Source organism: Ruegeria sp. YS9 (assembly GCF_024628725.1).
GTDB lineage: Bacteria > Pseudomonadota > Alphaproteobacteria > Rhodobacterales > Rhodobacteraceae > Ruegeria > Ruegeria atlantica_C.
In genome coordinates this window covers 1,721,894-1,745,817 of the sequence record NZ_CP102409.1, presented here as the reverse complement: position 1 = coordinate 1,745,817, position 23,924 = coordinate 1,721,894, and the positions used below count along the sequence as shown (strand labels likewise).

Below are 23,924 nucleotides of genomic sequence, written 5' to 3'. Positions count from 1 at the left end.
TTCATTCCGGTGTCAGATGCATCCATCCCGCAGTCCCGATCAGGAGTCCAGCCCAGATGCCCGTCGTCAACCGAATTGCCGATTTCTCTGCCGATATGACCAGATGGCGCCAGTATCTGCATACGATACCCGAGTTGGAATTCGAGTGCTTTGAGACTGCCGCGTTTGTGGCCGAGCGTCTGCGTGAATTCGGGGTCGATGAATTGCATGAAGGGATCGCAAAGACCGGGATGGTCGCGATCATCAACGGGCAGGGTGACGGGCCGACGATCGGGCTGCGTGCCGATATGGATGCATTGCCGATTACCGAGGAAACAGGCGTCGGGTATTCATCGAAGAACCCCGGAAAGATGCATGCCTGCGGGCATGACGGGCACACCACAATGCTGCTGGGTGCGGCGCGGTATCTGGCCGAAACGCGAAATTTCCGCGGCCGTGTGGCCCTGATCTTTCAACCGGCCGAGGAAGAAGGCGGTGGCGCGGGCGTGATGGTCGAAGAAGGCATCATGGAGCGGTTCGATATCTCTGAGGTCTATGGAATACACAATGATCCGGGAAACCCGGAAGGTACGTTCCACACCACGCCGGGACCGATCATGGCGGCGGTGGATACGTTCGAGATTCATATTCAAGGGGTCGGCGGCCATGGCGCCATGCCACATCAGACCCGCGACCCGGTCATGGCGGCCTGCGGCATTGCGCAGGCAATCCAGACCATTGTCAGCCGCAACCACTATGCGGTGGAAGACCTGGTTGTTTCGGTCACTCAGATCCATGCCGGAACGGTGAACAACGTGATCCCTGATACTGCCTATTTGAACGGAACCGTGCGGACCTTTGATCCCGCTGTACAGAAGATGGTGATGGAGCGGATGGAGCAGATCGTTCAGGGGCAGGCCGCGTCTTACGGTGTCGAGGCACGGCTGGAATATCAGGTGGGATACCCGGCCACGATCAACGATGCTGAAAAGGCAGCCTTTGCCGCCACCGTCGCGCGCGAAGTGTCGGGGCCTGAGCGGGTGGTCGACACAATGGGGCGCGACATGGGGGCCGAGGATTTTTCGTACATGTTGCAGTCGCGACCAGGGGCCTATCTGTTTCTGGGGCAGGGGGATGGTGCGGGGCTGCATCATCCGAAATACAACTTCAATGATGATATCGCGCCGGTGGGGGCATCGTTCTTCGCACGGATCGTGGAAAAGGCGCAGCCCTTGGGCTGATGGGGTAATGAAATGGCACTGGAAGACGCAAAAAACCAGGTGGATGAGGCATTCACCAACCCGGACCTCAAAGGCCTGTCCTATGAAAACACCTTTGGCGGGGCGACCTCGTTTCTGCGGCGTCTGTACACCAAGGATCTGACGGGCGCCGACATCGCCGTGACCGGTGTGCCGTTCGATCAGGCGGTGACCAACCGCCCGGGCACCCGTCTGGGCCCACGTGCGATCCGCGAGGCGAGCGCCCTGCAATCGCCCGATGCGCCCTATGGCTGGCCCTTCGATGCGCTCAGCGAGCTGGCAATCATCGATTACGGCGACATGGCCTATGACTATGCCAACATCCCCGCCTTTCCCGACACGCTGACCGACCATATCCGCACCATTCTGGCGGCGGATGTGGCCTCGGTTACGTTGGGGGGCGATCACTATATCAGCTTTCCGATCCTCAAGGCCTATGCCGAGAAATACGGGCCGATGTCGCTGTTGCAGTTCGATGCGCATACCGACACCTGGGCCGATGACGACATGAGCCGGGTGGACCACGGCACCATGTTCTACAAGGCGGTGAAGTCGGGGATCGTGGACCCGAAACGCTCAGTCCAGGTGGGGATCCGCACCACCAACGAGGACACGCTGGGCGTCAACATCATCGACGCGCGCGAGGTCTATGAATCCGGCCCCGCTGCCGTGGCGCAGAAGATCAAGGGTATTCTGGGCGACAGCCCGGTCTATCTGAGTTTCGACATCGATGGTCTGGACCCGGCCTTTGCCCCCGGCACCGGCACGCCGGTTTGGGGTGGTTTGAGTTCCATTCAGGCGCAGATCATCCTGCGTGACATCGCCGGGATAAACATCAAGGGCGGCGACGTGGTCGAGGTGTCTCCGCCGTTCGATACATCCGGCGCCACGGCGATTGCGGGTGCCCATGTGGCGACGCAGATCGTCTGCCTGTTGGGTTGGAACAAGCTGGCAAAAACATAACCGTTTGGATGCGTATTAACCATTGGTTAGCCATACTTCCGGTATGTGCTGGGTAAAGAAAGTTGAAGGGATGGGGATAAAACGCGCATGACTGAATTCAATCAACCGGTCAGCGGCAATGATCTGGCGCGGTTTTCGGGGCCGAATACGTTTATGCGCCTGCCGCAGGCGGCCTCGCTGGCGGGGCTGGATGTGGCGGTTCTGGGGATTCCGATGGATATCGGCACCTCGTGGCGATCGGGCACCCGGTTCGGACCCAAACAGATCCGCAGCGAAAGCGCGATGATAAGGCCCTACAACATGGCCACCTCGGCGGCTCCGTTCGACAGCTTGCAAATCGCGGATATCGGGGATCTGGCGATCAACACCTTTTCGCTTGCGGACAGCCTGAGGATCATCAGGGAAAGCTATGATGCGATCCTGGCAAAGAACGTGACCCCGGTGGCGATGGGGGGCGATCACTCGATCACCCTGCCGATCCTGCGGGCCATTGCGGCAAAGCATGGGCCGGTGGCTCTGGTGCATGTGGATGCCCATGCGGATGTGAATGACGAGATGTTCGGCGAGAAAGAGACCCACGGAACCGTCTTCCGCCGCGCCTATGAAGAGGGGCTGATTGTCCCCGACAAGACCTTTCAGATCGGCATTCGCGGATCGGGCTACGCGGCTTCGGATTTCACCGAAGCCAGCGATTGGGGCTTCCGCCAGTTCCCGGCCTGGGAGTTGTGGCAGCAGAACCTGACGCAGATCGGCTCTCAGATCCGCAAGATCATCGGGGATCATCCGGTTTACGTCACCTATGACATCGACAGCCTGGACCCGGCCTTTGCGCCGGGCACGGGGACGCCAGAGATTGCCGGGCTGACCACGCCGCAGGCGCTGCAACTGATCCACGCGTTGCAGGGCGTGAATATGGTGGGGTGTGACCTGGTCGAGGTTTCACCTCCGTATGACCCATCCGGCAACACGGCCCTGACGGCAGCCAACCTGATCTATGAAATGCTGTGCATCCTGCCGGGTGTGACGTCACGGTAAACCGGCCCGGAACGGCTTGCCCCGGCGCCTGATCCGCTTACGGTTTCTGCGAAAGGGTAACGCGGGATGAGAAATATGGTTCTGTGGGCAGTGATCGCGCTGGTGCTCGGGCTGGGCGCATATATCCGGCTGGCCCCGTCTGCTCCGGCCCAATGGCATATCGCGCCTGTGGCCGCGGATGATCAGGACTTGCCAGATGGTGTTCTGCGCGTTGTCGAAACCGGCCCGGACGGGTTGCAACGCCTTGACCAGATCGCCCGCGCCACTCCGCGTACCTCGGTACTGGCGGGTTCAGTCGATGAGGGGATGATCACCTATGTCACCCGCACGAAATGGTTCGGCTTTCCCGACTATACCACTGTTCAGCAGAATGGCGACACGCTGCGCATCCATGGCCGTTTGCGGTTCGGTCGCAGGGATTTCGGGGTGAACAAGGCACGGGTTGATGGGTGGTTGGAAACGTTGCAATAGGTAGAAATTGTTAAACTAAATGGCCATGTGTTTTCTATGAACAACCATGAGCAAAAATTCCAACGGGCTTTGTATGAAATGAAAGAGGCCGGTGTCACGCAGCACATACGATTGGACACTGATCTTTGGCGTTTAAGAAAACTCGGTTTCAAACCAAAGCCGTTCCTCTATTGGGAGTCGCCGTTTGCCAGTGTCGCTGTGTTTGTTCTGTTGGTTTTGTTGATATCCTCGGTTGAAACAGGAGTAAGGGGTTTATTGGGAAAAGCCCTTTGTCTTCCTGACATTTTTGGGCCTGCGGTAATAGCCGCGGCACCACTCACTTTTTGTACGATTGCGCTCAGACTGTATCAGCGCAAGGCATACAAATTGAGTAAGTGGGAAGACCTATAGTGCTCACAGAGCGCTTTCAAAGCCAGAGGGCGTTTCCAGGTCGGGCCTGTCCGACTGCAACCCGGACGATAAACACCCTTCCTGCACCTCGCGCCACATGGGCACGTTCAGGGACATCTGACATTGCGCCGTGAACATGCGGCCGTCGACTTGCAGGCAGATCATCTCACCCAATTCGATGCGGGACCCGGACGTGTCGGTGCAATAGCAATCGCGGGTCTTGCCGTCGGGGCCGATGTAATCGGCGAAAACCGGCGTGGACGTCAGCAAAAGGGCAAGCAAAATCCGTTTCATGACAGCAAGCTTAGCATGACGTGGCCCTTGACCAAAGCCCCTGGATGATAGACACCGCCGGGATGATCCCCGAAGAACGACTTGAACAGATCACCCAGCGTTTCCAATACCTCGAAGCAGCCATGGCGGATGGCGCATCGGGCGGCGATATTGCGGCGTTGGCCAAGGAATATTCCGACCTCAAACCCGTGGTCGATCAGATCATGGCCTGGCGCCAGCTGGTGGCAGATCTGGCTGAGGCCGAGGCGATGCTGGCCGACCCGGATATGAAAGAGTTGGCCGAAGAGGAAATTCCGGACCTGCAATCACGCATCCCCGAAGCGGAACACGCGCTGCAACTGGCGCTGCTGCCAAAGGATGCGGCAGATGCGCGGCCGGCGATGCTGGAAATTCGCCCCGGTACCGGCGGGGAGGAGGCCGCTTTGTTCGCGGGCGATCTGTTGCGTATGTATCAACGCTATGCCGAGGCCCACGGGTGGCAGTTCGAGATCATCGAAGAACAGGCTTCTGATCTGGGCGGGATCAAAGAGGTGGTGGCCCATATCAAGGGCGACAACGTCTTTGCCCGGCTGAAATACGAATCCGGCGTGCACCGCGTGCAGCGCGTGCCCGAAACCGAAAGCGGCGGGCGGATTCATACCTCGGCGGCGACCGTGGCGGTTTTGCCCGAGGCCGAGGATGTCGACATCCAGATAGACGCCAATGACATCCGTATCGACACGATGCGCAGTTCCGGCGCAGGCGGGCAGCACGTGAACACCACCGACTCGGCGGTGCGGATCACGCATATTCCGACGGGCTTGGTGGTAACAAGCTCCGAGAAGTCCCAGCATCGCAACCGCGAGATCGCCATGCAGGTGCTGAAAACGCGGCTTTATGACCTCGAGCGGCAGCGGATCGACAGCGAACGATCTGCCGACCGGGCCAGCCAGGTGGGATCGGGGGATCGTTCGGAACGCATTCGCACTTACAATTTCCCACAGGGGCGGATGACGGATCACCGGATCAACCTGACGCTTTATAAACTGGATCAGGTGATGCAGGGGGATCTGGACGAAGTGATTGACGCCCTGACGGCGGATGATCAGGCCCGGTTGCTGGCCGAGATGGCGCAATGACGGGGGTGCAGACGGCTGCGCAGGCCATGGTGGCCGCAACCGCGCGCTTGAGGGCCGCGGGCGTGGATGACCCGGCGCGGGATGCGCGCCTGTTGTTGGCCCATGCCGCACGGATAGAAGCCAGCCGGGTGACACTGATTGCCCCGGAAGAATTGCAGCCCGAAATCGCGGAACGCTATGACCAGTTGGTTTCCCTGCGCGCCATTCGGGTGCCGGTGTCTCATCTGCTGGGCGAGCGCGAGTTCTATGGGCGCAGGTTTCGCGTCAGTTCGGATGTTCTGGATCCGCGCCCCGAGACGGAAACCCTGATCGAGGCCGCACTGAGCGAACCCTTTGACCATGTTTTGGACCTCGGCGTGGGGTCGGGCTGCATTCTGGTTACACTGCTTGCGGAACGCACCAGCGCTTCGGGCCTTGGGGCCGACCTGAGCGAAGCCGCCTGTCTTCAGGCCAGCGCCAATGCTGTGCTCCACCAGGTACAGGGGCGGGTAGAGATCGTGCAGTCAAACTGGTTTGAAAACATTGAGGGTCAGTTTGACCTGATTGTTTCCAATCCGCCGTATATTTCCGTAACCGAAATGGCGAATCTTTCGCCCGAAGTGCGGGAGCACGAGCCGCGCATGGCGCTGACCGATGAAGGGGACGGGCTGGGCGCGTACCGGCAGATCGCGGCCTCGGCCCCGGATTTCATGCTGCCGGGCGGGCGAATACTTGTGGAAATCGGCCCGACACAGGCAAATCTGGTGTCTGCCTTGTTTGATGCGGCGGGATTGGCGGATATTTGCGTAATCCCCGATCTGGACGGGCGTGACCGCGTTGTCGGCGCAAGGATGCCGGGTTGATACTGTTGTCTGAGGCCAAAAAACGCTGCCCCGAGTAAAAAAGCGTGTGAAAATTCGAGATTCCTCTTGTCTGCACGGTCAGGACATGTTTACTCAGGATTAGTCGGCGAGGTTGACGCTGTTGCAGCGCACCCCTGACGCCAAGCCCAAAAAGTCGACGTCCCGTCACAGCAAACGCCTCAGAGCAGTGCAAAAAGCGGGTTGAGCGACAGCGCATTGATAAGGCTGACGTAAAGTAAGATGAGATCTTCCAAATCCCGCTCGCGGGCCAAGAACAACCGCAATCGTCCTTCCGGCGGTAACGTCGTAAACCGGGTTTTTGACAGCTCGGGTCCTGAAGGCAAAGTGCGTGGCACGCCACAGCAGATCATTGATAAATATAATCAGCTGGCGCGTGACGCTCAGTTGGCAAACGACCGCGTCGCTGCGGAAAACTTCCAGCAGCATGCGGAACACTATCTGCGCATGCTGAGTGAGGCGCAGCGCGAGATTGAAGCGCGCCGCGAAGAGCAGGAGCGCCAGAACCGCGAACGCCAGGCCGAGCGTGATCGTGAGCGCGCCGAGCGCCAGGAACGCGAAGCGGCCCGACAGGCCGATCCCGCCGAAGCGCCACAGCCGGACGTGATGGATTTCGCCGCACCGGATGCTGCTCCGGAAAGCGGGCTGGTCGAGACACCGGAAAGCAAGGGCGCCGAAGCTCCCGCGCCGGAAAAGAAGGAAAAGCCTGCGCGCAAACCACGGGCGCGCAAGCCCAAACCGACGCCCGCGGCCGAAGATGCACCCAAAACGGATGGCGACGCACCGGAAGCGGCTGAATAAAGCCGGCATCAGAAATTGCAAAGCCCCGAGGTCAAGCCTCGGGGCTTTTTTTGTGATCAGGGGTTCTGGACTTCGCGCGCCAGGGCACAGAACGCTTCAAGCGGAACCTGCTCGGCCCGTTCAGTGGGCTGGATACCTGCGGCCCGCAAGCGATCCTCGATATCAGGGGCGATGCCTTTCAGAGACGCTCGCAGCATTTTGCGGCGTTGATTGAAGGCAGAGGCCACCACACGCGACAGGGTCGCGGCGTCAGCAGGATAGCGCGGTTCGGGCAGAGCGGTCAGGTGGACCACCGCGCTGGAGACTTTGGGCGGCGGGGTGAAGGCGCCGGGGGGCAGGGACATGGCGATGCGCGCCTCGGCCCGCCATTGGGCAAGGATGGCGAGGCGGCCATACGCCTTGCTGCCCGGCTGGGCCACGATGCGTTCGGCCACTTCGCGTTGGAACATCAGCGTCAGGCTCTGCCAGAAAGGGGGCCATTCCGGGGGCGTCAGCCAGCGCACCAGCAGTTCGGTGCCGACGTTGTATGGAAGGTTGGCCGCGATGCGGATTGGCGGGGTCAGATGTTCGAGCGGGTTGATCTCGAGCGCGTCACCGTTGATGACCTCCAGCCTTCCGGGATAGGCGGCGGCGATATCGTTCAGGGCGGCGATGCAACGGGTATCTTTTTCGACCGCCACGACCTTGCGCGCGCCTTCGGACAGAAGCCCTCGGGTGAGGCCGCCAGGACCAGGGCCGATTTCCAGTACGTCGCAGTTTGCAAGATCGCCGGCCTGACGGGCGATTTTGCCGGTCAGGTTGAGGTCCAGCAGGAAGTTCTGACCCAAGGATTTGCGCGCCGAGAGTTGATGTGTGGCGATGACCTCGCGCAGAGGGGGAAGATTGTCGATTGCACTCATGATCCGATTACCGTGACGCATGCCGCAGGGGCAGTGCCAGAAATTTTTTACCTCCGGCGGGGATATTTTCAGCCAGGTGAAGGATCAAGAGCCTTGTGCCATGCGTTGGGCAAGCTTCAGAGCTTCGATCAGGCTGGTTGGATTGGCGATGCCTTTCCCGGCGATATCCAGTGCAGTGCCGTGATCTGGCGACGTGCGGATGAAGGGCAGGCCAAGGGTGACGTTCACGCCCCGGTCGAAATCCAGTGTCTTGATCGGGATCAGGGCCTGATCATGATACATTGCGATTGCCGCGTCATAGCGGGCACGTGCAGCAGCATGAAACAACGTATCCGCAGGGTGCGGGCCTGTCAGGGTCGCATCTTTCAGTTTCAGATCGGCCAGCATTGGGGCGATCCAGTCAAGCTCTTCGCGGCCCATTTTGCCGCCTTCGCCGGCATGGGGGTTCAGGCCGGCTATGGCGATGCGGGGGTGCTGTATGCCAAACTGATCGCGCAGGCCGCGCGCGGTGATTTCGATCGTCTCGCGCAGCAGGTCCGGCGTCAGCGCGGCGGGAACCTGTGACAGGGGAATGTGGATTGTTGCCGGGACAACGCGCAACTGGTCGCTGGCCAGCATCATGACAACCCGGCGGGTGCCCGACAGCGCAGCCAGAAACTCGGTGTGGCCGGGATAGGTAAACCCGGCGCCGTCTATCAGCGCCTTTTTGTGAATGGGTGCGGTGCACAGAGCGGCCGCTGCCCCCCCTTTTACAAGGTCTACGCCGGTTTCGATGGCATCGATCACCGATGGGGCATTGGCTGGGACCGGCTGGCCGGGCATGTTTGCGGCAGGGAAGTTCAGGTGCAGCACGGGCAAGGCCTGATCACAGACTGCAACAGCATCCGAAGGGGTTTCGATTATCGCAACGGGGGTGCCAGCAGGCAGGTGGCTGGCATCGCCGATAAAGAAAAACGGGCAGGTTTGGCGCAGCTCGGCCCACGCTTTGGCCGCGATTTCAGGGCCGATCCCGGCCGGTTCACCGCAGCTGAGCGCAATCGGGCGAGTCATTCCTGAACAATGGTGGCGTCAGCCCGCAGCTGCTCTACCAGGCTGGCCGCAAAGGCCTGTAGCCGCTGTTGCGCCAGTGCATTCGCTACATCTGCCCGCGAGGTGTTTTCGCCCAGATCGCGGGTGCGGTTGCACAGCATCAAGAACACCAGCGTCTGTCCGTTGTTGCGGGTCAGGTTTGTTGACACCTCGTTGCGATCCAGCTTTGCCAGCTCTACGGCGATGTCACGCGGTACTTCAGACGGGCTGGCTTCGATACGGTCCAGAACTTCGACGGGTTGATCCTTGGCGATGCCATACAAGTCATCGCAGGTGTCGATCTCTTCCCGCAGGGCGGCAGCCCGCGACAGGGTGTTGGCGCTGCGGCCGCCCGGCAGGTAATAGGCCGCATAGTCAAGTTTGGAGATAGGCGGCGCAGCGGTCGCCACCTCGCGCAGCCCGCGCAGCTGAAACAGGGCAACGGCGTTTGGCAGGCTGATGGGATCGGTGATTTCACCGTTCTGGAGCCCAAGAATAACCGGTTGCAATGCAGGAGGCAGGTTGGAGATATTCAGCCAGTCCAGTCGCCCGCCTTCGTTGCGGGTTGCCGCTCCGGAATATTGCGCCGCTGCGGCTGAAAACGCTTCGATAGTTTCAAGTCGCGAGATTTCTTCCGCAAGCAATTCGGTCTGTGCCACGGTTTGCGGGTTCACCGGGATGATGATCTCGGACAGCAAGACCTGAAGGCCGCCGCCACCGGTCTGTCCCAGTGCGCGATCAATCTCGTCTTCGGTCGGGCGGGCCTGTGACAGGTAGCGCGAGCTTATGTAATCGCGCCAGGCCAGCTGATCCGCAACATAATCACGGACAGTTTCCGGGTCGACGCCCGCCTCACCCAAAAGTTGCAGGAACTGTTCGGTGGACAATTGCCCGCGCGAGGCGAACTCGTCGATACCCAGTTGAACAGCTTCCGGTGCTGCTTCGACGCCTGCTTCGCGCATGGCCTGTTTGCGCAGTTTTTCTTCGATCAGGGCTTCCCTAACGTCAGCTTCACTGCCGCCGGGCAGACCCAGAACATTCAGGAATTGCAGGCGTTGTTCCAGCTCGTACCAGGTGACGATGTCCTGATTCACGCGGATCGCTGGCGAGAACAAACTCTGGGCGCTGACCTGCGGCGCTGAAAAAGCGAGGAAAACGGCGGCCAGCGCCGGCGCGACCGGTTTGTGCCAACCGGAACGAAGAAACCTGGAGAAACCTGATATCAACTGCATTTTCTCTTGTATGTGTTACCACCGCCTTCAAGGGCGTATCCTGTCAGCGATAGGGTAAAGCCGAATTCTGTCGAAGGCTCAATAGTGGATGTTGAAGTAAAGCGTCTGCTTACGGACATGTTAACCTGAACACATTCATTCTGGTAGGTTACGCCAAGACCCAGCCGGATTGGTTCTGATTGGTTCAGATCATAGCGTGCCTCGGCATTCGTAAGCCAGTTCTGGTCGACCTGATAGCGGCCCAGAAGCCAGATTTCCGAGATTTCATCCGCAATGTTTTCCGCCGGGTCCGGTTCCTGCCAGATATAGCTTCCGGACAGGCCGGCAAATTCCGAGGCCCAGGCCCCGCGCAACTCAGCTTTGACGAAGCTGAAATCGCTGTCGATCAGACCACGCCCGCCAAGCGACCAACCGTTGGCCGTGGTGACTTGTCCCGCCACCAGCAAGTCGGACGTGGTGCCCTGCAAGCCGGATGTCAGGGTGAAATTCGGGTCGGCATCCGCCCGAAACACCTGACCCACTGTCACCAGCGCCTGCTGTCCGCCTGTACCATAACGTGCCCAGTTCAAGCCGATGACCCCGGTGGTACCGTCTTCGCGCTGATCTTCGGCAGGGAATCGGGACAGGGCCAGCAGATTACCCTGATCGAATTCCTGAAACGTGCTTTCATCATCTGGCACATTGGTGTCCGAGACATGGGTCCATCCGATCTGCGCGATCGGTTCCAGAAGCTGAACGGCGCCGGTCTTTTCGCGACGGGTCATCGGATAGCGAAGCGTCAATGCCGCGCGCGGGGTCGAGCGGGTCACATTGCTGGGAAAGTTGCTGTCATGACGGATGTTGAACGTATCCACCGATGCGCCCAGCGTCGCGTCGGCACGCAGGCCCGATGCAAACGTCCAGCTTCGAAGCCATTCGGCGTCAAAAGTGGCCCGTGCCAGGTCGCGGCCGACGATATCAGCGTCGCTGGTGCGCTCATGAGCGTGGCCGACAAAGGCCAGCCGCACCTCGCCACCAAGTGCGCTGGGAAAGAACCGCTTTTCATAGTTCAGATCGAAGACGCGGGATGGGATTTCGTCCTGATTTTCACTGTCACGCAGAGTTTTGTAATGAATCAGGCTTGTTTTGAACGCGGTGTCGCGTTTGATCCGTTCCAGCGCGACTTCACTGCGCAAACGGTCCAGGTCCGGCAGCCCATAGTCGGCCAGATAGGCGTCGTCCGAGGTGGTTTGCAGATCGAATGTCAGCCGGAAATCGTTCTTCAGGTTGAACCAACCGCCGGCGAACAGATAGCCGCGATCCTGGTCGGGCTGGACGTCATCACGGGTATAGGCGCCTTCAAGCTGAATGCGCCCATTCACGAACGCCTGACGATACCGATATCCCAGCGTTGTGGTCTTGGCCGACAGATACGGCGTCAAGGTCAGATCCTTGTGGTCCCCCAGCTTGAAGAAATAGGGAACCTGGACCCCCGTTCCCAGTTGCGAGGTGCTGCGGATCGACGGCACCAGAAAGCCGGTCGCGCGATCCAAAGTCGGGTCCGGCAAGCGCAGATAGGGGAAATAGAATACCGGATAATCAAGCACCCGAAGCTGCGCGCCTTCGAAGTACAATTGCCGTTCCAACTGGTCATGAGTGACCTTGCGGGCGCGGATCTGCCAGAGCGGTGGCTTACCATTGGTGCAGACATGGCAGGAAGTGGCCGAGACCTTGCTGAATTGCGTATAGCGGCCCGCGGCCCGTTTCGCCTGAACCGAGGCAATCTGGATTTGCTGATCGAAAACCATCCGAGCACCGATCAGCAGGCCGTTCTGGATGCCGCTGTCCAGCTGGCCGGAATCGGCTAGAAGGGTCGACTGGCCCCCCTGATCAATACGAATGGGGCCCTCCAGTGTCAGCTCGCCCGTTTCCCGGTCATAGGTGATGCGTTGGGCCGACAGCTTGGTATCGCCCTGAAAGGCTTCGACATGGCCTTCGGCCACCAGTTTCCTGTCGGGTGTGATAAAGACCTTGTCGGCAACCAAAAGGGCGGGTTCGGCCTGTGACTGCGCCGCTTGCGGGTCAGGCTCAGCCGACGTGGTTTGCGCCGCCAGAACCGTCGGTGCCGACAACGCGATCGCGCTGGTCAGCAGCAGAGGAATCATGCTCCGCATCAGCCGTCCTCCGCGTGTAGAAGCAGGCCAAGGGACAGCAGGATGGCGGCGAAGGGTGGCGCCCAGGCAGCGATATAGGTGGGCAATTGTCCGTTTTCCCCGAGGATTTGCGCAAAATTGCGGACGAAGTAGATGGCAAAGCCAAGCAGAACGGCAGTCAGCACGGCAATTCCGGTGCCGCCGAACCGAACGTGGCGCATGGTGAAAGCGGCCCCGATCAGGACCATCGAGACCAGAAAGAAGGGCCGGGCCAGTTGCACCTGCAACCAGACTTCATACTGCTTGGTTGAAAACCCGGCTTCGCGCAGGTCTTTGATCAGTTGCGGCAAGTCATAAACAGATACCGAATCCTGTTGCCCCAGCGTGTCCAGAATCCGCTGCCGGGTCAGCGAGGTCGGCAACTCCAGCCGTTCATGCTCCACCGAACTGGTTTCGGGGTTCTGCCCATCCCGCAAATTCCAGATCTTGGCCTGCGACAGGACCCAGTTTCCGTCCTCCAGCACGGCCCTGTCGGCGACGATCTGCTGGGTGGGTTTGCCGTCGCGCGCAAAGGTGATGATGGTTACGTCGTCCAGGCCAAGCGTATCCCCGTTCGAGGTGCCCCGCGCGTGGATGACGGCCTGACCGTTTTCCGCGGATTGACGTAGCCAAAGGCCTTCGCTGCTGATCGAAAGCGCTGAACTGCCGTTGTTGCGATAGGAATCAGACAGGCGTTGGAATTCCTGGGACGTGGCCGCGGCGATGGGATTCAGCAATGCCACTGCAAGCGCGCCGATGATCAGGGCCAGCGCCGCCGGCGCAACCAGCGCGCGGATACCCGAGCGACCCGTGGCGCGGGTCACCACGAGTTCAGACGTCCGTGCCAGCCCGACGAACAGGGCAATGGTGGACAGAATGACCAGCAGAGGCAGCATTTCACTGATGGCGGCCGGCGTGTTCAGAAGCGTCAGGTGCAGCAATTGGCCGAAGGACAGGTCGACTTCGTCAAATCGGCGGATCTGTTCGATCAGATCGATGAGAATCATCAAGGTCAGAAAAATACCGCCGATGACCAGAAAGCTCTGCACAAAGCGGCGGGCGAAATAGCGGTCGAGGATCACAAGAGTGCCCCCGCCAAGCCTTTTGCGCCGGAAAACGGGCCGAAATCGCGCATGCATGTCCTCCTGCGCGACGGCGTATGCCTGCCCTCTCGTGTCACGTCTTTCTCCCCCGAGCCTGCCAGTTATTTTTGCGGGACCTTACTGCAATTGAAACGCGGGGAAAACTGCTATCTGGTCAAGTCGGGCGGCGCGGGCTAGGTCTTGGGGAACAGAATTCGAGGAGTTTGCAATGAGCAGTCTGATACCGGTCCGTTTTCAGGAGTTTGATCTGGATGCGATGGCGCAGGCCGAAGGGCGGGTGGCCATCATCATTCCGCCGGACGGGAAAATGAACCCTGCGGCGCGCCGGGCCAATCGCCTGACGAAAGGCGCCGTGGCGCGGCTTGTCGAAAGTGAGAAATTCGGAAAGTCCAAGACTGGCGATGTCATCTCGATGGCCTGGCCGGCCGGGATGGCGGCCGAGGCGCTGGACGTCGTGGTGCTGCCGCGCCGCCCGGAAGCCGATGAGGCCCGCAAAGCCGGTGCAGCTTTGGCCAAATGCGCGGGTGGTCAGGACATGCTGGTGTTGGTCGGCAATCAGGCACAGACCGAAAACCTGGCCCTTGGCTTGGTGCTGCGCAGTTATGATTTCAACGCGCACAAAACTAAGGACAGCGAAGGCAGCGGATCGATTACGATCGGGCATTCGAAACCCACGGAAGCCGAAGCGGAGTTTGCACCGCTATATGCAATTGCCGACGGCGTGCGGATGACGCGTGATCTGACCAATGAACCTGCAAATGTTCTGACGACCTCGGAATTTGCCGATCGTCTTGTCGAGATGCAGGAGCTGGGTCTGGAAGTCGAAGTTCTGGAAGAGGACAAGCTGGCAGAACTGGGCATGCGTACATTGCTGAGCGTCGGGCAGGGCTCTGCCAGCCCGTCCAAAGTCGTCGTGATGCACTGGAATGGCGGCGACAAGGACGATGCGCCCTTGGCCCTGGTGGGCAAGGGCGTGGTTTTCGACACAGGTGGCATTTCGCTGAAACCGGCCGGTGGCATGGAAGACATGACCATGGACATGGGCGGTGCCGGTGTTGTTGCTGGCACGATACGCGCGTTGGCCAAGCGCAAGGCCAAGGCCAATGTGGTGGGCCTTGTCGGTCTGGTCGAGAACATGCCTTCGGGCAATGCCACCCGTCCGGGCGATGTGGTCAAGTCGATGAAAGGCGATACGGTCGAGATCATCAACACCGATGCCGAAGGCCGTTTGGTTCTGTGCGACGTGATGTGGTACGCGCAGGAGCGGTTCAAACCGGTGGGCATGATCGATCTGGCAACGCTGACCGGTGCGGTCATCATCGGGCTGGGGCATGAGAATGCGGGTGTGTTCTCGAACAATGACACATTCTGTGACGCCTTCCTGAAATCGGCGAAGGCCGAGGACGAAGGCGCGTGGCGGCTGCCTTTGGGCGATGGCTATGACAAACTGCTCAAATCGCGCATCGCCGACATGAAGAACGTCGGTGGCCGTCCGGCGGGCTCGATCACGGCGGCGCAGTTTCTGCAACGTTTCGTGAAAGAGGATACGCCGTGGATTCATCTGGATATCGCGGGTGTGGCCTCGGTGTCGTCCGAGACATCCTATGCGCCCAAAGGTGCCACGGGCTGGGGTGTGCGCGCGCTGAGCCGGTTCGTGCAGGACAATTTCGAGTAAGCATATGGGTGCTGTCTATTTCTACCATCTGACCCGCCAGCCGCTGGAGCACACCTTGCCTGTGCTGCTGGACAAGGCGCGGCAGGCCGGGTGGAAGATTGCCGTGCGGGGCACCGATCCCGCGCGGATGGACTGGCTGGATGAAAAGCTGTGGCTGGGCCCCGAGGACGGGTTCCTGCCGCACGGTCGCGAAGGTGGCCCGCATGACGCCGAGCAGCCGATCCTGCTGACCACCAGCGCCGAGGCCACAAACGGCGCGGTGTGTGTCATGGCGGTGGACGGCGCGCCGATCGAACCCGAAGAGGTGTCGGCGCTGGAACGGGTTTGCATTCTGTTCGACGGCAATGACGACATGGCCGTACAGCACGCACGCGGGCAGTGGAAGACGCTGACCGGCGCCGGATGCGCCGCGCAATACTGGTCGGAAGAATCCGGGCGGTGGGAAAAGAAGGCCGAAGCCTGACGGGCCGTGCCGTTTATCAGGAGATTTGAGGATGCAGATGAAGCCTCTGGGCCGCACCGGGATTGTCGTGAGCGATCTTTGCCTCGGGACAATGACGTTCGGATCGCAGACCTCGGAACCGGATGCGCACCGGCAGATGGACATGGCGTTGGATGCGGGGATCAACTTTGTGGATGCCGCCGAGATGTATCCGGTGAATCCTGTCGCCAAAGAGACAATTGGTCGGACCGAAGAAATTCTTGGAAACTGGAATGCTGCCAACAGGGCACGCCGGGCGGATTTCGTACTGGCAACCAAGCATTCGGGTGAGGGATTGTCATATGTTCGCGACGGTGCGCCGATCACGGGAAAAACCATTCCCGAGGCCATCGAAGGGTCTCTGCGGCGGTTGCAGACGGATTACATCGATCTCTACCAGTTCCACTGGCCCAATCGCGGCAGCTATATGTTCCGTCAAAACTGGGATTATGCGCCTTCGGGCCACAATACCGCGGACGTTCTGGATAACATGCAGGAGTGTCTGGAGGCCTTGCAGGTTCAGGTGGACAAAGGCAACATCTGTGCTTTTGGTCTGTCGAATGAAAGCGCGTGGGGTACGGCGCAGTGGCTGAGACTGGCCGAACAGACGGGCACACCGCGTGTGGCGTCGGTGCAGAATGAGTATTCGTTGCTGTGTCGCCTGTTCGATACCGACATGGCCGAGCTGAGCGTACATGAAGATGTCGGCCTGATGGCGTTCTCACCCCTGGGGACCGGGTTGCTGACCGGAAAATACCAGGGTGGGGCCGTGCCGGTCGGCTCGCGTATGTCGCTTTCGCCTCAATTGGGCGGGCGCAAGTCTGACCGGGTATTTGATACGGTCGCGGCCTATCTGGATGTTGCCGCGCGGCATGACCTGGATCCGACACATATGGCGCTGGCCTGGTGCCGCTCGCGACCATTCATGATGTCGGCGATTTTTGGCGCGACCACGGTCGCGCAACTTGAACACGTATTGGCCGGTGCGGATTTGACGTTGTCAAAGGAGTTGCTGGCCGAGCTGGACGCTGTCCACAAGGCGCACCCGATGCCGTACTGAGGCGAGGGGGCTCTGCCCCCGGCACGCTGCGCGTGCCTCCCCCGGGATATTTCTGGCCAGATGAAGTTGGATCGGGTCAGTGATGGGTGGGGTGCGCGCGCTCTTGCCGGAGGTCGCGGGCAGATTGACCATGCGCGGTGCGGAAAGCGCGGGCGAAGCTGGATTGCGAGGCAAAACCGGTGGCCAGCGCGACATCCATCAGTGGAAGGTCGGTGTCGGTGACCAGACGGCGGGCCTCGGCCAGGCGCAGTTGCAGATAGTGATCCTGCGGCGTGGTGTTCAGGCGCAGGCGGAACTGTTGTTGCAGAGTGCGCGGGCTGGTGCCCAACTGGTCTGCGATATGGGCCAGTGGCAGGGGATCATCCAGGGATGCCTGCATCAACGAATTCGCCTTTGCCGTCAGCGCAGTGTGGCGATGTGGAACGCCGGTGCGGCTTTGCGGTGTGCCGGGGTCCGGCGCGCCATCATACAGAAACAGGCCCGAGACACGGGAGGCGAAACCCGCGCCATGACGGGCGGCGATGATGTGCAGCATCATCTCGACAGCGGGAATCGCGCCGCCCGAGGTCAGGCGGCCGTCCGACACAGTAAAGCGGTCAGGGCGCACGTCGACGTTGGGGAAGCGGGTGGCGAAGTTTTCCAGGTCTTCCCAGTGGGTCGTCGCGGGGTGACCGTCCAGCAGCCCGGCCTCGGCCAGCAGCCAGGGGCCGCCGTCAATCCCGGCCATCGTCGCCCCGGTACCAGCAATGCGGCGCAGCCCGGCCAGCAGGCTTGGTGTGGCGTGGCGGGCCAGTTGGAAGCCCGCGACGACAATCATCAGGTCGCAGCCTTGCAGGCGAGCAAGCGGGATGCCGGGCACTTGCAACGCGCTGGTCAGCATCGCGGGGTTCGCCGTGGCGGTCACATAATCCCAGTCAAAGGCGGGCCGGTCCGCCAGGCGGTTGGCAGCGCGCATCGGATCGACCGCCGAGGCGAAGCTGAGCGTGTTGCATTCGTCCAGCACCAGCACAGCCGTTTTCAGGGCCCGATGTTCGGGTTGCAGTATGTTTTTTGCGGATTGCATCAAGTTCGATTCGCATTCTGCCAAGTGGTTTTCCCAAGGCTGCGCCAGAGTCGGGTCAGAACGCAAATCGGAATCCGGGGAGAAGCCTGGGGAAAACCCAAGGTAAAACCGGGTATAACTTGGGGAAAACGCCATGCCTCTGGAAATGAACCGCGAAGTCTTTATCACCTGCGCCGTGACCGGCTCGGGCGGGACGCAGGATCGCAGCCCTCATGTGCCACGTTCGCCGAAGCAAATTGCCGACAGTGCGATTGCCGCCGCAAAGGCGGGCGCGGCCGTGGTGCACTGCCATGTGCGCGACCCTGAAACAGGTGCGCCGTCGCGCGATCTGGCGCTGTATCGTGAAGTGACCGATCGCATTCGGGATGCCGAGGTTGACGCGGTGCTGAACCTTACGGCCGGCATGGGGGGAGACATGGTGTTCGGCGGTATAGAAAACCCGCTGCCATTGGCCGAGGCCGGAACCGATCTGGTTGGTGCGACCGAACGTGTGGCCCATGTGGCCGAGTGCCTTCCCGAGATTTGCACACTGGACTGCGGCACGATGAACTTTGCCGAGGCCGATTACGTCATGACCAACACGCCCGGCGCGTTGCGCGCGATGGGGCAGATGATGACCGATCTCGGCGTTAAGCCCGAGATCGAGGCGTTTGACACCGGCCATCTGTGGTTTGCCAAGCAGCTGGTGAAAGAGGGAATTCTGGAACCCAACGCCCTGGTTCAACTGTGCATGGGTGTGCCGTGGGGCGCGCCGGATGATCTGAACACCTTTATGGCGATGGTGAACAACGTGCCCGATGACTGGACGTTCAGCGCGTTTTCGCTGGGGCGGAATGAGATGGCTTATGTGGCGGCCTCGGTTCTGGCTGGCGGCAATGTGCGGGTCGGGCTGGAGGACAATCTGTGGCTGGAGAAAGGCGTTCTGGCCGAGAACTGGCAACTGGTGGAACGTGCTGGCACCATCATCGAGAACATGGGCGCGCGGGTGATCGGCCCGGCCGAGGTGCGCGAAAAGCTGGGCCTGGTCAAACGGGCGCCCAAAGGTTGACCTGCTTGCGTCCCTTGCCATGACCGGAAAGCGCAGGTGTGCCAGCAAAAGGAAGAGAGCAATGCGATCGGCGGTTGTAATCTGCGCGACGGTTCTGGCCGTATGTCTGCCCCGGGTCGGGGTGGCACAGACCGCGGAAGACCCTTTGGCCCGCAAGGACTGCGAAGCCAAAGGGGGAAGCTATGAGATGGGCGGGCGGATACGGCAGTCTATCTGCTTTGAACCTTTGCCCGACGCTGGAAACTCCTGCGAAAAAGCCTCTGACTGCGCAGGGTTCTGCCTGTCGGAAACCAAACAATGCAGCGCGGTGACACCGCAATTCGGATGCATTCCGCATCTGGATGAGGCGGGGCGCGCGCAGGTAATCTGTATCGATTAGAGGACAGCATGACAAAGACGGCAGCAATTATCGGGGGCGGTGTCATCGGCGGCGGATGGGCCGCACGGTTCCTGCTCAATGGCTGGGACGTTCGGGTGTTCGACCCGGACCCCGAAGCAGAACGCAAAATAGGCGAAGTGCTGGATAACGCACGGCGATCCCTGCCGGGGTTGAGCGATGTGCCTCTGCCGACCGAGGGCGCGCTGAGCTTTCATGACGACATGGCCGACGCCGTACAGGGGGCCATCTGGATTCAGGAAAGCGTGCCAGAACGGCTGGACCTGAAGCTCAAGGTTTACAAGAGCTTGCAGGAGGCTTGTGATCCAGACGCGATCATCGGATCCTCGACCAGCGGGTTCAAACCATCGGAGCTTCAGGACGGTGCGTCGCGCCCCGAACAGATCGTGGTGACGCACCCATTCAATCCGGTCTATCTGCTGCCTCTGATCGAGCTGGTGCCGACCGACAAAAACCCACCGGAGATGATTGAACGGGCCAAGGAACTGTTGACCTCGGTTGGTTTCTTCCCGCTGCATGTCAGGAAAGAGATCGACGCGCATATCGCCGACCGGTTCCTTGAGGCGGTCTGGCGCGAGGCGTTGTGGCTGGTCAAGGATGGCATCGCCACGACCGAAGAGATCGACGAGGCGATCCGGATGGGTTTTGGCATCCGCTGGGCGCAGATGGGATTGTTCGAAACCTACCGCGTGGCTGGAGGTGAAGCGGGAATGCGACATTTCATGGCTCAGTTCGGGCCAGCCTTGAAATGGCCCTGGACCAAGCTGATGGACGTGCCGGAATTCACCGATGAACTGGTCGACCTGATCGCCGATCAGTCAGACGCGCAATCAGGGATGCATTCGATCCGTGAACTGGAGCGCATTCGCGACAACAACCTTGTTGGCATGATGCGTGCCCTCAAGGCGCAGAACTATGGTGCGGGGGCGGTGCTGAACCAGCATGATGCGCTGTTGAAACCGGGCGCCCTGCCGACGCTGGACCAGGCGGATCTGAGCCAGCCGATTCTGACCCTGTCCCGCGCCGTGCCGCTGGACTGGACGGATTACAACGGCCATATGAACGAGGCCAAGTATCTGGAAGCTTTTGCCGCCGCCACGGACCGTTTCATGGAGATCATCGGTTGCGATATGGAATACATCGCGTCGGGTGGCAGTTATTTCACCGCTGAAAACCACATCCGTTACATCGACGAGGTCCATGCAGGGGCGAAGATCGATGTGCGCACGCAGATGCTGCTGGGGCAGGGCAAGAAGCTGCATGTCTTTCACAGCATGTATGATGGCGACAAGCTGTTGGCCACGGGCGAGAGTTTCCTGCTGCATGTCAGTCTTGAAACCCGCCGCCCCAGCCCGCCGTCGCCCAGGATCGAAGCCGCGATGGCGCGGATTGCCGAGGCACAGGCCGGTTTGCCTTACCCTGAAGGGGCGGGTGCTGGCATTCGCAAGCCCTCATGACCCGGCGCGTTTTGGTAACAGCCGGGGCATCTGGCGTCGGTCGGGCCATGGCCGCGGCGTTTGACGCCGCCGGTTATGATGTCTGGGTGACGGATATCGACCCGTCAGCTTTGGATACATTGCCCGACCATTGGGCGGCGCACAGGGCTGACGTGACCAATGAGGCCGACATGAGCGCGGTGTTTCAGGCCGTCGAGTCAGCCGGCGGGCTGGATGTGCTGTGCGCAAATGCCGGAATCGCCGGGCCGACCAACGCGATCGAGGATATCGATCTTGATGCATGGCGCGCCTGTGTCGCGGTCAATCTGGACGGGGCCTTTCTGGCCGCCAAATACGCGGCGCCGATGATGAAGTCGGCGCGGGCGGGCAGCATCATTCTGACCTCTTCGACCGCCGGTCAGTACGGCTATCCGTTCCGAGCGCCTTACGCCTCGGCCAAATGGGCGGTCATAGGGTTGATGAAAACGCTGGCGATGGAACTGGGGCCGCTGGGCATTCGCGCAAACGCCATTTGCCCGGGTGCCGTGGAAGGCCCGCGCATGGAAGGTGTCTTGGCCCGAGAGGCAGCCGCGAAAGGCATGACCCGCGATGAGGTCTATCAGGGCTATGCCTCGGGCACTTCAATGGGGCGCTTTGTGGAAGCGCAGGATATCGCCCATATGGCCGTCTTTCTTGCTTCAGACGCAGCGCGGCTGGTGTCTGGGCAGGTGATCGCGGTGGATGGGCACACCGTCAATCCCGACCCGAAACTGTAACTCAGCCCTGATTTGGTCCCCGGATCTGGCGGATGGTCTGACGGACCGCCTGCCAATCCTGCGCCTCTTTCTGGTTTCCGGCAGCTTCGCATTCGCGCATCTTTTGCGCGGCTTCCGCCTCGGCCCGGTCTCCGTGCGCAGCATACAGGGCGCGTGCGTATTGAGCGGTTTGAATTGCGTCCATTCCTGTGGTCCTCCGTTTGTGGTCGGAATGCCCGATGGTTCGCGCCAAGGGACGATAGCACAGGTTTTGCGCCGCTGCATCAATTCTTGCCGGATACATCCGCTCTGAGTTGTCGCATGTGGTCCGGAAAATCGCGGGCGGCCACATCGGCCTCGCGCACCAGAGTGTCGAAATGGCGTGAAAATGTCTTGATCCGATCCCGGTCGCGAAACGCCAAATAGTGACTTCCGGCGTAAAAAACGCAAAGAAGCGGCCCGAAAATCGTTACCGGGGCGGAATACAGCCTTTTGGCATCAAACAGATAGATCCGCATCCGGGGATAGAGTTGTTCACACAAGGCCAGCAGGTGATCGATCTGTTCCAGCCGAATTTCCGGGCAAAGGCCATGGTAATACCCCGTGCCGCTTGCAAAGCTCTCGATCTCGTACAACGGCATGGCAATTTCGTAATCTGACTGCGCACTGCGCATCCAGGTCAGCCTGTCTTCGGACGCTCCGATGGCCTGATCCGCCGTGCGCCCCAGATGGGGGGCATATTCCCATTCCAGTACCGCACGCGTCTTGAGCATGTCGGGCAGGGCGGCCGGGACATGACGGATCTTGTACCCGGCGGCTTCTTTGTGCCAGTCGAAAATCCGCTCATCGACCAAGGCGCGGGGCGCTTCGGTAATGGACAGGGTACTGGCCAGTATTTCTGCCGCGCTTTCCGGTCTGTCGGACAGGCTCAGCAACCAGTCTGCCGAAACGCCCAGTGCCGCGGCACAGCCACCCACAACATGCGCGTTGGGAAGACGCGCACCATGATCGGTCAACAACTGAGATACGGTTGAACGGTCCACGCCGATATGGCGCGCAAGCGCGCTTTGGCTGATGTGGCGGTCCTCCATCGCGCGGGCAAGGCGAAGGCGGAATTGAGCGGCGCGGTCGCGCTTGTCGATGTTTTCCTGCATAAGTTCAAAAATATCACAGTTGTTGAGTTTTGTTAATCATATTCAGAATTTTCAGCGTGAGAAATGAAATGTAACCCCTTTGTAAAAGCAAAAAGAATGGGGTTCGGAATGGAAACACGGCGAAGATCTGTCGTGAAAGCAATCGTGTGGAATGCCATGGGTCTGGCCACCATGACGCTGGTGGGTCTGATCGCCACGGGTTCGGCCGCCGTCGGCGGGGCATTGGCGCTGGTGAATACCGCCATCGGCCTGACGCTATACATTGTCTATGAAAGAATTTGGGCCGGAATTTCGTGGGGGCGCAATGGCTGAGCCCTCAACACCCAAATCGCCCGAATGGGGTACATTTGCCCTGATCCTCGGCTGTTATGCCGCATGGCTGGTCGGGCTGTTCTGGCTGGCGGATGTTTCGGTGTGGTTGGCGGTGCCGGTATTGGGCTTTGTTGCAGCCCTGCATTCGTCTTTGACGCACGAAGCCCTGCATGGGCACCCGTTCCGAGCCAAATGGCTGAATGAGGCGCTGATGGCGTTGCCGCTGACCCTGGCCATTCCGTACAACCGTTTTCGCGATCTGCATTTGGCGCATCATCAGGATGCCACCTTGACCGACCCGTATGACGACCCCGAGTCCAACTATATGGATCCCAAGGTTTGGGCGGATCTGCCGCGTGGCGTGCAGGCTGTGCTGGCCCTGAACAACACGCTTCTGGGGCGGATGGTTCTGGGTCCGGCTGTAGGGCAGGTTCTGTTTCTGCGCGACGAATGGCGGGGGCTGCGGCGCGGCGACAGGGCGATCCTGCTGGCATGGGCTTTGCATATCCCCGGCGCGGTCGCGGTGCTGTGGATCGTTGCACAATCGGCCATGCCGATCTGGGCTTATCTGATTTCCGCCTATATCGGGCTGGCGTTGCTGAAAATCCGTACCTTTCTGGAACACCGCGCGCACGAGAAGTCCCGCGCGCGGACCGTGATTATCGAAGACAACGGGCCGCTGGCATTTCTGTTTCTGAACAACAACCTGCATGTTGTACATCACATGAATCCCGCCGCGCCATGGTATCGGCTGCCGTCGTTGTATCGGGATGGCAAAGACAGGTATCTGGCCTGCAATGAGGCGTATGTTTACCGCTCCTATGCACAGATTTTCCGGCAGTATCTGCTGCGCGCCAAGGACCCGGTTCCGCATCCGCTCTGGCCAAAGCACTGATTTGG

General features: G+C 60.4%; 26 protein-coding genes. 17 read left to right on the top strand and 9 right to left on the bottom strand.

The genetic code is table 11. From position 1 onward, the window contains the following. Positions 1 to 56: 56 nt before the first annotated feature. The 5 genes from NOR97_RS08855 to NOR97_RS21210 all read left to right on the top strand — a co-directional run bounded on the left by NOR97_RS08855 (position 57) and on the right by NOR97_RS21210 (position 4,097). Positions 57 to 1,220: a M20 aminoacylase family protein gene (locus NOR97_RS08855; protein ID WP_170344038.1), complete on the top strand. Its 1,164-nt coding sequence runs from the start codon at positions 57 to 59 to the stop codon at positions 1,218 to 1,220. Between the two features lie 12 nt (positions 1,221 to 1,232). Beyond that, on the top strand, positions 1,233 to 2,201 hold the full coding sequence (gene speB / locus NOR97_RS08850; RefSeq protein WP_152458210.1) for an agmatinase: 969 nt from the start codon (positions 1,233 to 1,235) through the stop codon (positions 2,199 to 2,201). Between the two features lie 87 nt (positions 2,202 to 2,288). Then, a complete protein-coding gene (gene speB, locus NOR97_RS08845; RefSeq protein ID WP_257598865.1) occupies positions 2,289 to 3,236 on the top strand; it encodes an agmatinase in 948 nt (315 codons plus the stop codon). A 66-nt stretch (positions 3,237 to 3,302) separates the two neighbouring features. Next, the gene (locus tag NOR97_RS08840; RefSeq protein WP_257598864.1) at positions 3,303 to 3,707 is read left to right on the top strand and encodes a DUF1499 domain-containing protein; all 405 of its coding nucleotides are present in this window, start codon (positions 3,303 to 3,305) and stop codon (positions 3,705 to 3,707) included. A gap of 36 nt (positions 3,708 to 3,743) precedes the next feature. Next, positions 3,744 to 4,097 carry a DUF6404 family protein gene (locus NOR97_RS21210; protein ID WP_374041571.1) on the top strand — a complete coding sequence of 118 codons (354 nt, stop codon included), beginning with the start codon at positions 3,744 to 3,746 and terminating at the stop codon, positions 4,095 to 4,097. Positions 4,098 to 4,100: 3 nt separating this feature from the next. Here the strand turns inward: NOR97_RS21210 and NOR97_RS08835 are convergent, their stop codons facing one another. Continuing rightward, positions 4,101 to 4,391, bottom strand: a complete 291-nt coding sequence (locus NOR97_RS08835; RefSeq protein WP_257598863.1) for a hypothetical protein — start codon at positions 4,389 to 4,391, stop codon at positions 4,101 to 4,103. A 62-nt stretch (positions 4,392 to 4,453) separates the two neighbouring features. Between NOR97_RS08835 and prfA the strand changes: the two genes are divergently transcribed. The 3 genes from prfA (at position 4,454) to NOR97_RS08820 (ending at position 7,170) form a co-directional block, all read left to right on the top strand. Beyond that, entirely contained in the window at positions 4,454 to 5,509 is a 1,056-nt protein-coding gene (gene prfA, locus NOR97_RS08830) for a peptide chain release factor 1 (RefSeq protein WP_257600851.1), read from the top strand. After that, positions 5,506 to 6,351 carry a peptide chain release factor N(5)-glutamine methyltransferase gene (gene prmC / locus NOR97_RS08825; RefSeq protein WP_257598862.1) on the top strand — a complete coding sequence of 282 codons (846 nt, stop codon included), beginning with the start codon at positions 5,506 to 5,508 and terminating at the stop codon, positions 6,349 to 6,351. The genes prfA and prmC overlap by 4 nt, the downstream gene beginning before the upstream one ends. Before the next feature lie 240 nt (positions 6,352 to 6,591). Further along, positions 6,592 to 7,170: a DUF4167 domain-containing protein gene (locus NOR97_RS08820; protein WP_257598861.1), complete on the top strand. Its 579-nt coding sequence runs from the start codon at positions 6,592 to 6,594 to the stop codon at positions 7,168 to 7,170. Positions 7,171 to 7,226: 56 nt separating this feature from the next. Here NOR97_RS08820 and rsmA read toward each other — a convergent pair whose 3' ends face one another. From rsmA to lptG, 5 genes are all read right to left on the bottom strand, one after another. Next, positions 7,227 to 8,069 (bottom strand): 16S rRNA (adenine(1518)-N(6)/adenine(1519)-N(6))-dimethyltransferase RsmA, encoded by an 843-nt coding sequence (gene rsmA / locus NOR97_RS08815; RefSeq protein ID WP_257598860.1) that lies wholly within the window; start codon positions 8,067 to 8,069, stop codon positions 7,227 to 7,229. Positions 8,070 to 8,153: 84 nt separating this feature from the next. Further along, the gene (gene pdxA, locus NOR97_RS08810; protein ID WP_257598859.1) at positions 8,154 to 9,119 is read right to left on the bottom strand and encodes a 4-hydroxythreonine-4-phosphate dehydrogenase PdxA; all 966 of its coding nucleotides are present in this window, start codon (positions 9,117 to 9,119) and stop codon (positions 8,154 to 8,156) included. After that, the gene (locus NOR97_RS08805) at positions 9,116 to 10,369 is read right to left on the bottom strand and encodes a peptidylprolyl isomerase (RefSeq protein WP_170344046.1); all 1,254 of its coding nucleotides are present in this window, start codon (positions 10,367 to 10,369) and stop codon (positions 9,116 to 9,118) included. Before NOR97_RS08805 ends, pdxA begins: the two co-directional genes overlap by 4 nt. Beyond that, the gene (locus NOR97_RS08800; RefSeq protein ID WP_257598858.1) at positions 10,360 to 12,522 is read right to left on the bottom strand and encodes an LPS-assembly protein LptD; all 2,163 of its coding nucleotides are present in this window, start codon (positions 12,520 to 12,522) and stop codon (positions 10,360 to 10,362) included. Before NOR97_RS08800 ends, NOR97_RS08805 begins: the two co-directional genes overlap by 10 nt. After that, on the bottom strand, positions 12,522 to 13,622 hold the full coding sequence (gene lptG / locus NOR97_RS08795) for an LPS export ABC transporter permease LptG (protein ID WP_170344728.1): 1,101 nt from the start codon (positions 13,620 to 13,622) through the stop codon (positions 12,522 to 12,524). The genes NOR97_RS08800 and lptG overlap by 1 nt, the downstream gene beginning before the upstream one ends. Before the next feature lie 229 nt (positions 13,623 to 13,851). On the opposite strand from lptG, the gene NOR97_RS08790 reads away from it, so the two are divergent. The 3 genes from NOR97_RS08790 to NOR97_RS08780 are packed head-to-tail and all read left to right on the top strand — an operon-like array spanning position 13,852 to position 16,859. After that, the gene (locus tag NOR97_RS08790; protein ID WP_257598857.1) at positions 13,852 to 15,318 is read left to right on the top strand and encodes a leucyl aminopeptidase; all 1,467 of its coding nucleotides are present in this window, start codon (positions 13,852 to 13,854) and stop codon (positions 15,316 to 15,318) included. Positions 15,319 to 15,322: 4 nt separating this feature from the next. Continuing rightward, positions 15,323 to 15,781 (top strand): DNA polymerase III subunit chi, encoded by a 459-nt coding sequence (locus NOR97_RS08785; RefSeq protein ID WP_257598856.1) that lies wholly within the window; start codon positions 15,323 to 15,325, stop codon positions 15,779 to 15,781. A gap of 31 nt (positions 15,782 to 15,812) precedes the next feature. Next, the gene (locus tag NOR97_RS08780) at positions 15,813 to 16,859 is read left to right on the top strand and encodes an aldo/keto reductase (protein WP_257598855.1); all 1,047 of its coding nucleotides are present in this window, start codon (positions 15,813 to 15,815) and stop codon (positions 16,857 to 16,859) included. Between the two features lie 76 nt (positions 16,860 to 16,935). Here NOR97_RS08780 and NOR97_RS08775 read toward each other — a convergent pair whose 3' ends face one another. Next, complete coding sequence (locus NOR97_RS08775) at positions 16,936 to 17,922, bottom strand: GlxA family transcriptional regulator (RefSeq protein WP_170344051.1); 987 nt, start codon at positions 17,920 to 17,922, stop codon at positions 16,936 to 16,938. A gap of 133 nt (positions 17,923 to 18,055) precedes the next feature. On the opposite strand from NOR97_RS08775, the gene NOR97_RS08770 reads away from it, so the two are divergent. From NOR97_RS08770 to NOR97_RS08755, 4 genes are all read left to right on the top strand, one after another. Beyond that, positions 18,056 to 18,970, top strand: a complete 915-nt coding sequence (locus NOR97_RS08770; RefSeq protein ID WP_170344052.1) for a 3-keto-5-aminohexanoate cleavage protein — start codon at positions 18,056 to 18,058, stop codon at positions 18,968 to 18,970. Positions 18,971 to 19,031: 61 nt separating this feature from the next. Next, on the top strand, positions 19,032 to 19,349 hold the full coding sequence (locus NOR97_RS08765; protein WP_257598854.1) for a hypothetical protein: 318 nt from the start codon (positions 19,032 to 19,034) through the stop codon (positions 19,347 to 19,349). A gap of 8 nt (positions 19,350 to 19,357) precedes the next feature. Continuing rightward, positions 19,358 to 20,824 carry a carnitine 3-dehydrogenase gene (locus NOR97_RS08760; protein ID WP_257598853.1) on the top strand — a complete coding sequence of 489 codons (1,467 nt, stop codon included), beginning with the start codon at positions 19,358 to 19,360 and terminating at the stop codon, positions 20,822 to 20,824. Beyond that, positions 20,821 to 21,579 (top strand): SDR family oxidoreductase, encoded by a 759-nt coding sequence (locus tag NOR97_RS08755; protein ID WP_257598852.1) that lies wholly within the window; start codon positions 20,821 to 20,823, stop codon positions 21,577 to 21,579. Before NOR97_RS08760 ends, NOR97_RS08755 begins: the two co-directional genes overlap by 4 nt. Before the next feature lies 1 nt (position 21,580). Here NOR97_RS08755 and NOR97_RS08750 read toward each other — a convergent pair whose 3' ends face one another. Further along, positions 21,581 to 21,763, bottom strand: a complete 183-nt coding sequence (locus NOR97_RS08750) for a hypothetical protein (protein WP_117868740.1) — start codon at positions 21,761 to 21,763, stop codon at positions 21,581 to 21,583. 79 nt (positions 21,764 to 21,842) lie between these two features. Then, positions 21,843 to 22,712: a helix-turn-helix domain-containing protein gene (locus NOR97_RS08745; RefSeq protein WP_257598851.1), complete on the bottom strand. Its 870-nt coding sequence runs from the start codon at positions 22,710 to 22,712 to the stop codon at positions 21,843 to 21,845. Positions 22,713 to 22,820: 108 nt separating this feature from the next. Between NOR97_RS08745 and NOR97_RS08740 the strand changes: the two genes are divergently transcribed. Both NOR97_RS08740 and NOR97_RS08735 read left to right on the top strand, forming a co-directional pair. Continuing rightward, positions 22,821 to 23,024 carry a DUF2061 domain-containing protein gene (locus NOR97_RS08740; protein WP_170344057.1) on the top strand — a complete coding sequence of 68 codons (204 nt, stop codon included), beginning with the start codon at positions 22,821 to 22,823 and terminating at the stop codon, positions 23,022 to 23,024. Then, entirely contained in the window at positions 23,017 to 23,919 is a 903-nt protein-coding gene (locus tag NOR97_RS08735; protein ID WP_257598850.1) for a fatty acid desaturase, read from the top strand. The genes NOR97_RS08740 and NOR97_RS08735 overlap by 8 nt, the downstream gene beginning before the upstream one ends. The last annotated feature ends 5 nt before the right edge of the window (positions 23,920 to 23,924 follow it).

Bases quoted from the DNA above. Each gene is read 5' to 3' on its own strand.
- NOR97_RS08790 (WP_257598857.1), top strand. From the start codon at position 13,852: ATGAGCAGTCTGATACCGGTCCGTTTTCAGGAGTTTGATCTGGATGCG.
- pdxA (WP_257598859.1), bottom strand. From the start codon at position 9,119: ATGACTCGCCCGATTGCGCTCAGCTGCGGTGAACCGGCCGGGATCGGC.
- NOR97_RS08740 (WP_170344057.1), top strand. From the start codon at position 22,821: ATGGAAACACGGCGAAGATCTGTCGTGAAAGCAATCGTGTGGAATGCC.
- NOR97_RS08745 (WP_257598851.1), bottom strand. From the start codon at position 22,712: ATGCAGGAAAACATCGACAAGCGCGACCGCGCCGCTCAATTCCGCCTT.
- NOR97_RS08805 (WP_170344046.1), bottom strand. From the start codon at position 10,369: ATGCAGTTGATATCAGGTTTCTCCAGGTTTCTTCGTTCCGGTTGGCAC.
- NOR97_RS08755 (WP_257598852.1), top strand. From the start codon at position 20,821: ATGACCCGGCGCGTTTTGGTAACAGCCGGGGCATCTGGCGTCGGTCGG.
- NOR97_RS08835 (WP_257598863.1), bottom strand. From the start codon at position 4,391: ATGAAACGGATTTTGCTTGCCCTTTTGCTGACGTCCACGCCGGTTTTC.
- NOR97_RS08785 (WP_257598856.1), top strand. From the start codon at position 15,323: ATGGGTGCTGTCTATTTCTACCATCTGACCCGCCAGCCGCTGGAGCAC.
- NOR97_RS08750 (WP_117868740.1), bottom strand. From the start codon at position 21,763: ATGGACGCAATTCAAACCGCTCAATACGCACGCGCCCTGTATGCTGCG.
- NOR97_RS08855 (WP_170344038.1), top strand. From the start codon at position 57: ATGCCCGTCGTCAACCGAATTGCCGATTTCTCTGCCGATATGACCAGA.
- NOR97_RS08760 (WP_257598853.1), top strand. From the start codon at position 19,358: ATGACAAAGACGGCAGCAATTATCGGGGGCGGTGTCATCGGCGGCGGA.
- speB (WP_152458210.1), top strand. From the start codon at position 1,233: ATGGCACTGGAAGACGCAAAAAACCAGGTGGATGAGGCATTCACCAAC.
- NOR97_RS08820 (WP_257598861.1), top strand. From the start codon at position 6,592: ATGAGATCTTCCAAATCCCGCTCGCGGGCCAAGAACAACCGCAATCGT.
- prfA (WP_257600851.1), top strand. From the start codon at position 4,454: ATGATCCCCGAAGAACGACTTGAACAGATCACCCAGCGTTTCCAATAC.
- NOR97_RS08765 (WP_257598854.1), top strand. From the start codon at position 19,032: ATGCGATCGGCGGTTGTAATCTGCGCGACGGTTCTGGCCGTATGTCTG.
- NOR97_RS08800 (WP_257598858.1), bottom strand. From the start codon at position 12,522: ATGCGGAGCATGATTCCTCTGCTGCTGACCAGCGCGATCGCGTTGTCG.
- NOR97_RS08775 (WP_170344051.1), bottom strand. From the start codon at position 17,922: ATGCAATCCGCAAAAAACATACTGCAACCCGAACATCGGGCCCTGAAA.
- NOR97_RS08840 (WP_257598864.1), top strand. From the start codon at position 3,303: ATGAGAAATATGGTTCTGTGGGCAGTGATCGCGCTGGTGCTCGGGCTG.
- NOR97_RS08780 (WP_257598855.1), top strand. From the start codon at position 15,813: ATGCAGATGAAGCCTCTGGGCCGCACCGGGATTGTCGTGAGCGATCTT.
- rsmA (WP_257598860.1), bottom strand. From the start codon at position 8,069: ATGAGTGCAATCGACAATCTTCCCCCTCTGCGCGAGGTCATCGCCACA.
- NOR97_RS08770 (WP_170344052.1), top strand. From the start codon at position 18,056: ATGCCTCTGGAAATGAACCGCGAAGTCTTTATCACCTGCGCCGTGACC.
- speB (WP_257598865.1), top strand. From the start codon at position 2,289: ATGACTGAATTCAATCAACCGGTCAGCGGCAATGATCTGGCGCGGTTT.
- NOR97_RS21210 (WP_374041571.1), top strand. From the start codon at position 3,744: ATGAACAACCATGAGCAAAAATTCCAACGGGCTTTGTATGAAATGAAA.
- prmC (WP_257598862.1), top strand. From the start codon at position 5,506: ATGACGGGGGTGCAGACGGCTGCGCAGGCCATGGTGGCCGCAACCGCG.
- NOR97_RS08735 (WP_257598850.1), top strand. From the start codon at position 23,017: ATGGCTGAGCCCTCAACACCCAAATCGCCCGAATGGGGTACATTTGCC.